5 protein-coding genes are annotated in these 6,000 nt (G+C 66.6%); all 5 read right to left on the bottom strand.

Translation table 11 applies throughout. The features are described 5' to 3' along the window. Positions 1-1,016, bottom strand: a 1,016-nt coding sequence (gene fliF, locus ACCC94_RS12305) for a flagellar basal-body MS-ring/collar protein FliF (RefSeq protein ID WP_413349745.1), incomplete at its 3' end; no start/stop codon positions are given. A gap of 19 nt (positions 1,017-1,035) precedes the next feature. Next, a complete protein-coding gene (fliE, locus tag ACCC94_RS12300; RefSeq protein ID WP_413349744.1) occupies positions 1,036-1,365 on the bottom strand; it encodes a flagellar hook-basal body complex protein FliE in 330 nt (109 codons plus the stop codon). A gap of 332 nt (positions 1,366-1,697) precedes the next feature. Next, positions 1,698-3,110 (bottom strand): sigma-54-dependent response regulator transcription factor FleR, encoded by a 1,413-nt coding sequence (fleR, locus tag ACCC94_RS12295; protein ID WP_413349743.1) that lies wholly within the window; start codon positions 3,108-3,110, stop codon positions 1,698-1,700. Between the two features lie 5 nt (positions 3,111-3,115). Then, entirely contained in the window at positions 3,116-4,345 is a 1,230-nt protein-coding gene (locus tag ACCC94_RS12290; RefSeq protein WP_413349742.1) for a sensor histidine kinase, read from the bottom strand. Positions 4,346-4,467: 122 nt separating this feature from the next. Beyond that, positions 4,468-5,943, bottom strand: coding sequence for a sigma-54 dependent transcriptional regulator (locus ACCC94_RS12285; RefSeq protein ID WP_413349741.1), 1,476 nt, complete (start codon positions 5,941-5,943; stop codon positions 4,468-4,470). Between the last annotated feature and the right edge of the window lie 57 nt (positions 5,944-6,000).

Raw genomic sequence — 6,000 nt, 5'->3', positions numbered from 1 at the left:
CCTCGCGCCGGCGGCTGGTTCGACAGCGCACCGGGCACGCCCTGCGGGCCGCTGCTGTTCTGCCGTTCCTCGTTGTTGCTCTGCTCGCTGCGCAGGGCCGGCTGGTCGGGGTTGAACGACTCCGAGGTGGACTCCACCGCGCTGAAGTCGACGTCCGCCGAAACCTCGGCCTTGTAGCGACCGTTGCCCAGCACCGGCGCGAGGATGCTGTGCACGCGCTGGGTGAAGTTGGTTTCCATGCGGCGGGTGAAGTCGAACTGCTTGCCGGCCATGGTCAGCTCGGAGAGCTCCTGCTGGTCGGAGAGCAGGTTGCCTTTCTGGTCGACCACGGTGACCTGGGACTTGTCCAGTTCCGGCACGCTGGTGGCGACCAGGTTGACGATGGCCAGCACCTGGCTCGGCTCCAGGGTGCGCCCCGGATACAGCTCGACCAGCACCGAGGCGCTGGGCTTGCGGTCGTCACGGACGAACACCGAGCTCTTCGGGATCGCCAGGTGCACGCGGGCGCCCTTGACGTTGTTCAGGCTGGAGACGGTACGCGCCAGCTCGCCTTCCAGGCCGCGACGGTAATTGGTCGCCTCCATGAACTGGCTGGTGCCCAGCGCCTGTTCCTTGTCGAGGATCTCGAAGCCGACGTTGCTGTCGGTCGGAGCGAGGCCCGCGCCAGCGACTTTCATCCGCGCACGGCCCAGGTCATCGGCCTTCACCAGCAGCGCGCCGGAGTTGGGCTCGATCTTGTAGCCGATGTCGGCGGCGGACAGCGCCTCGACCACCTTGTTGGCGTCGACGCCGTTGAGGCTGCCGTACAGGGGTTTGTAGTCCGGCTGCTGCGACCACAGGACCATGCCGAAGCCGATGGCGATGCTCGCGGCGAGACCGACCAGCAGGCCGACCTGGCGCAGCACCGGCATGTCCGCGAGGTTCTCGAGGAAAGTCAGGCCGAACAGCGGCTTCTTCGGCGCATCGGCGGCGACCTTGGCCGGGACCTGGCTGTCAACAACGGAGGCTTGGGACATTACCTACGATCCTCGCCGCTCAAACCGGCATCTGCATGATGTCCTGGTACGCCTGGACGAGCTTGTTGCGTACCTGGGTCATCGCCTGGAAAGAAACACTGGCCTTCTGCGAGGCGATCATCACGTCGGTGAGATCGACACCGCCCTGCCCCATTTCGAAAGCGGTCGCCATGTCGGAGGCGACCTGCTGGGTACCGTTCACCTTGTCCACCGCCTGGCCGAGCATCTGCGAGAAGCTCGGCGCCCCCGGCTCGACCGGCGCGGCCTGCGTCTTCGCCTTGGCCATGGCCTCCATTTGCATGGAGCGCATTTCCAGCAGCAGACGATTGAACTCGATACCCTGACTCATCACTTACCCCTCCGACTGACCGCGGTTTTTTGACGCTGCGCGGCGCTTTGCAGAGGAGATTGCAACTTGGGTGCCAGGTTTTCGGAGCGTAGGAAAAATGCGGAGGAAGGCTCTGGGATGGGCCTTTCAGAAGCTATGCAAATACGCAGAAGGCGCGCCGACTGCCAGGGTTGGGCCAGACCTGTAGGAGCGAGCTTGCTCGCGAACAGCCCCGCTGCGAGGCCGGTTCGCGAGCAAGCTCGCTCCTACAAAAGCCCTGCCTTCTCGCACGGGGAAAGCGTCAAGAAAAGGCCCGCACTAAGGCGGGCCAAGAGGGGTTGTGGGTTCGCCGATCAACTGGCGTAGAGGTAAGCCTCCACGTCCATGCCGGCATCGCGCATCTGCGCGAGCTTGTAGCGCAGGGTCCGCGGGCTTATTCCCAGGCGTTCGGCGGCTTCCTTGCGGCGGCCGCGCTCGCTGCGCAGGGTGTCGATGATCATCTGGAACTCGCGACGCTTGAGGTCTTCGCCCAGCTGCCCCGCCTCGGTGGAGACCGGTGACGGAATTTCGACGCCGGCCGGAGCCTGCGCTGCCGAAGTCGAAACCGCCGCCAGCACCGGCCGCGGAGCCAGGCCGATGGGCGCAGTCAGGCATAGGTCGGCGGCTTGCACCTGCCCGCCCTGCTGCAGGATCAGCGAACGCTGGATGGCGTTGTCCAGCTCGCGCACGTTGCCCGGCCAGGGATGCGCCAGCAAAGCGGCGCGGGCGTCGTCGGCCAGGGTGACCGGCGCATGGTTCATCTTGCGCGCGTACTTGGCCAGCAGCCGCTCGGCCAGCGGCAGGATGTCGGCGGGACGCTCGCGCAGCGGTCGCCACGCCAGCGGGAAGACCGACAGGCGATAGTAGAGGTCCTCACGGAAACGACCGGCAGCCACTTCACCGAGCAGGTCGCGGTTGGTGGTGGCGAGCACGCGAATGTCGAGGCTGATCGGCTTGCGTGCGCCGACGCGCTCCACTTCCCGTTCCTGCAGTACGCGCAGCAGCTTGGCCTGCAGGGCCAGCGGCATCTCGGAGATTTCGTCGAGCAGGATGGTGCCGCCGTCCGCCAGTTCGAACTTGCCCGGCTGGGCGGCGATGGCGCCGGTGAAGGCGCCCTTCTCGTGGCCGAACAGCGTGGCCTCGAGCATGTTGTCGGGGATCGCCGCGCAGTTGATGGCGACGAAGGGCTTGCCGGCGCGGGGCGATTGCTGGTGGATGTACTGCGCCAGGACTTCCTTGCCGGTACCGGATTCACCGGAGATCAGCACGGTGGAATCGCTGCGCGCGACACGGGCAGCCAGCTCCAGCAGTTGCTGGCTGGCCGGCTCCAGCGCCACCGGGCCTTCGCCGGCAGCGGACGGAACGGCGCCCAGTGCATGGCGGGCCACCAGCTCCAGCAACGCGCGCGGCTCGAAGGGTTTGACCAGATAGTCGGCGGCGCCCTGGCGCATGGCATCCACCGCGCGATCTACCGCGCCGTAGGCAGTCATCAGCAGCACCGGCAGTTGCGGGTAGCGCTTGCGGATCAGGCCGAGCAACTGGTGCCCGTCCATGCCCGGCATGTTCACGTCGCTGATCACCAGGCTGAAGGCGTCCTTCTCCAGCGCCGGCAGCGCGGCCTCGGCGCAATCCACAGCGAGGAAATCGTGCCCGCCGAGCGACAAGGTATCGGAGAGGGCTTCACGAAGGGCGCGGTCGTCTTCGACCAGCAGGACTTTGGCGGCCATGGAAATCACTCCTCGTGGACGACGGGTTGAGCCAGGATCAACGGCAGAATCAGGGTGGCGCAGGTGCCGACACCGGGGCGCGAGCGCAGGCTCAGCTCGCCCTGGTGGGCCTTGGCCACGGCTTTCACCACGGCCAGGCCGAGGCCGGTGCCGGTGGTCCTGGTGGTGAAGAAGGGTTCGCCCAGGCGCGCCAGGGTTTCCGCGCTCATGCCCGGGCCGTTGTCACTGATGGACAGGCGCAGGCTGTTGTCGCGCTGGTACAGGTGCACCTTCAGGCGCACGTCGCGCCCGGCGGCCTGGATGGCGTTCTCGACCAGGTTGAGCACGGTGCCGACCAGGGTGTCGCGGTTGCACAGCAGTTCGCCGACGCGAGCGTCGCACTGCCAACGGACGTTCAGTCCGGCGACGTGGGATTCGGCGGCAGCGCGCAGGCTGGCGAAGAGCTGGTTGGGCATCAGGCGATCCGGCAGCGGCAGCTCGCCACGGGCGAACACCAGCATGTCGCGCACCTGGTTTTCCAGTTCGTGCAGGCGCTCCTTGATACGGCCGGCGAAACGCTGCTGCTGTTCGACCGGCAGCTCGCCTTCGCTCAGGTGACCGGCATAGAGCATCGCAGCGGACAGCGGGGTGCGGATCTGGTGGGCCAGCGAAGCGACCATGCGGCCCAGGGCGGAGAGACGTTCGTGACGGGCCAGTTGATCCTGCAGGCGACGGGTTTCCGTCAGGTCGTTGAGCAGCACCAGCTGGCCGGGCTCGCCGTTCAGCGGGCGGATGGCGATGGACACACGCCGGCCATCGCGCAGGGAGACTTCGTGGCCGTCGTCGGCGCGCGGGGCGAAACTGCGGGAGATCACCTCGCGCCAGAGCATGCCCACCAGCGGCTTGCCCAGCAGGGCTACCGCCACCGGATTGGCGTCGCGCACTACGCCCTGGCCATCGATCACGATGACGCCGCCGGGCAGTACGTCGAGGAGGCTCTGCAGGCGGTTGGCCAGGCGCTCCTTCTCGGCCAGCTCCTGCATGCGCTGCGCGCTGACCAGCGCGAGTTCGCCCTTCAGCTCGGTAACGCGGGCTTCCAGCAGGCTGTAGGACTGGTTGAGCTGGCTGGACATCTGGCTGAACAGCGCAAAGGTCTGCTCCAGATGGGCACGGCTCTGCTCCTCCACAGGCACCTGCAGCGGGTCTGCAGGGAGCTGGGCAGCGAGTTCAGTCTGGCGATGGGTGGCGGGCATCATGCGGGTTTTCCTCATCCGTCCGACGGCGTGAATCTGTCGGTCGGATGAGTCTTAGCAAACCCCGTGCCTAAAATTTACTCGTTATATTTCAATGACTTGAAAAAACGAGTCTGGCGCAGGCGTCAATCCTCCGCCATTTCCTCTTCGCGGCGGCTCATGCCGTACTTGCGCATTTTCTCCACCAGGGTGGTGCGGCGGATGCGCAGGCGCTCGGCGGCACGGGCAACTACGCCACTGGCATCGTCCAGCGCCTGCTGGATGAGGCCCTGCTCCAGGTTGGCGAGGTAATCCTTCAGGTCGATCCCCTCGGCCGGCAGCATGGCCGGCGAGTCGAGGCCCGGCAGCCCGGCGGTGATCGCCGCGCGCTCTTCGAGCTCTTCGCGCAGGCTGGTCGCCAGTTGCTCGTCCTCGTCGTCGACGTGACGGAATTTCTTCGGCAGCTCGCCGACGCCGATCACGCCATAGGGGTGCATGATCGCCAGGCGCTCGACGAGGTTCGCCAGTTCGCGTACGTTCCCCGGCCAGTCGTGGCGGCACAGCGACATGATGGCGGCGGAGTTGAAGCGGATCGAACCGCGCTTCTCGTGCTCCATGCGCGAGATGAGTTCGTTCATCAGCAACGGGATGTCCTCGACGCGCTCGCGCAGCGGGGCCATCTCGATGGGGAAGACGTTGAGGCGGTAGTACAGGTCCTCGCGGAAGCTGCCGTCCTCGATCATCTTCTCGAGGTTCTTGTGGGTCGCGGCGATGATGCGCACGTCGACGTTCTGCGTCTTGTTGCTGCCCACGCGCTCGAAGGTGCGCTCCTGCAGCACGCGCAGCAGCTTGACCTGCATCGGCAGCGGCATGTCGCCGATCTCGTCGAGGAACAGGGTGCCGCCGTTGGCCAGCTCGAAGCGCCCGGCGCGGGTGGTGATGGCGCCGGTGAAAGCGCCCTTCTCGTGGCCGAACAGTTCGCTTTCCAGCAGCTCGGCCGGAATCGCGCCGCAGTTGACCGGCACGAAGGGCGCGTCGCGGCGCTTGGAGTGGTAGTGCAGGTTGCGCGCGACCACTTCCTTGCCGGTGCCGGACTCGCCGAGGATCAGCACGCTGGCGTCGGTATCGGCGACCTGCTGCATCATCTGCCGCACCTGCTGGATGGCACGGCTGGTGCCCACCAGGCTGCGGAACAGGTTGGGTTCGCGCTGACGGCCGCGCTCGCGGGCCTGGTCGTACATTTCGCGGTAGACCTGGGCGCGGTGCAGCGAGTCGAGCAGCTTGTTGTAGCTGGGCGGCATCTCGAGGCTGGCCAGCACGCGGCGGCGCAGCTCCTCGGGCCACTCGTTGGGCACCGGCTCGCCCATCAGCAGGACGGGCAGGTACTCGTCCCAGGCCGCGAGCTGCTTGAGCAACTCCAGCGCCCCGCCCTTGCTCTCCACCGCGCCGACCAACACGCAGAGGACATCGCGGCTGCCGTTGGGCAGCGGCTCGACGACCTGGCGCCAGTCACGGCTGCTGCAGGACAGCTGGTCTTCACCCAGGAAGCTGATGATCACCGAAAGGTCCCGGCAACGGTCCTGGTTGTCATCGATCACGAGGATTTTCGTTTCGCGCCACATCTTAGCTTGTCATCCCGGGCTGGCCGTACTACGGCGGCTGACACGACCTGGCCACAG

The sequence above is a fragment of the Pseudomonas sp. Pseusp97 genome (assembly GCF_047304025.1).
In the GTDB taxonomy this organism is placed as follows: domain Bacteria; phylum Pseudomonadota; class Gammaproteobacteria; order Pseudomonadales; family Pseudomonadaceae; genus Pseudomonas.
The sequence above is the reverse complement of the archived record's forward strand: the minus strand, read 5'-3'. Positions and strand labels throughout refer to the sequence as shown.

Coding starts and splice junctions, on each gene's coding strand:
- fliE (WP_413349744.1), bottom strand. CDS start 1,365: ATGAGTCAGGGTATCGAGTTCAATCGTCTGCTGCTGGAAATGCGCTCC.
- fleR (WP_413349743.1), bottom strand. CDS start 3,110: ATGGCCGCCAAAGTCCTGCTGGTCGAAGACGACCGCGCCCTTCGTGAA.
- ACCC94_RS12290 (WP_413349742.1), bottom strand. CDS start 4,345: ATGATGCCCGCCACCCATCGCCAGACTGAACTCGCTGCCCAGCTCCCT.
- ACCC94_RS12285 (WP_413349741.1), bottom strand. CDS start 5,943: ATGTGGCGCGAAACGAAAATCCTCGTGATCGATGACAACCAGGACCGT.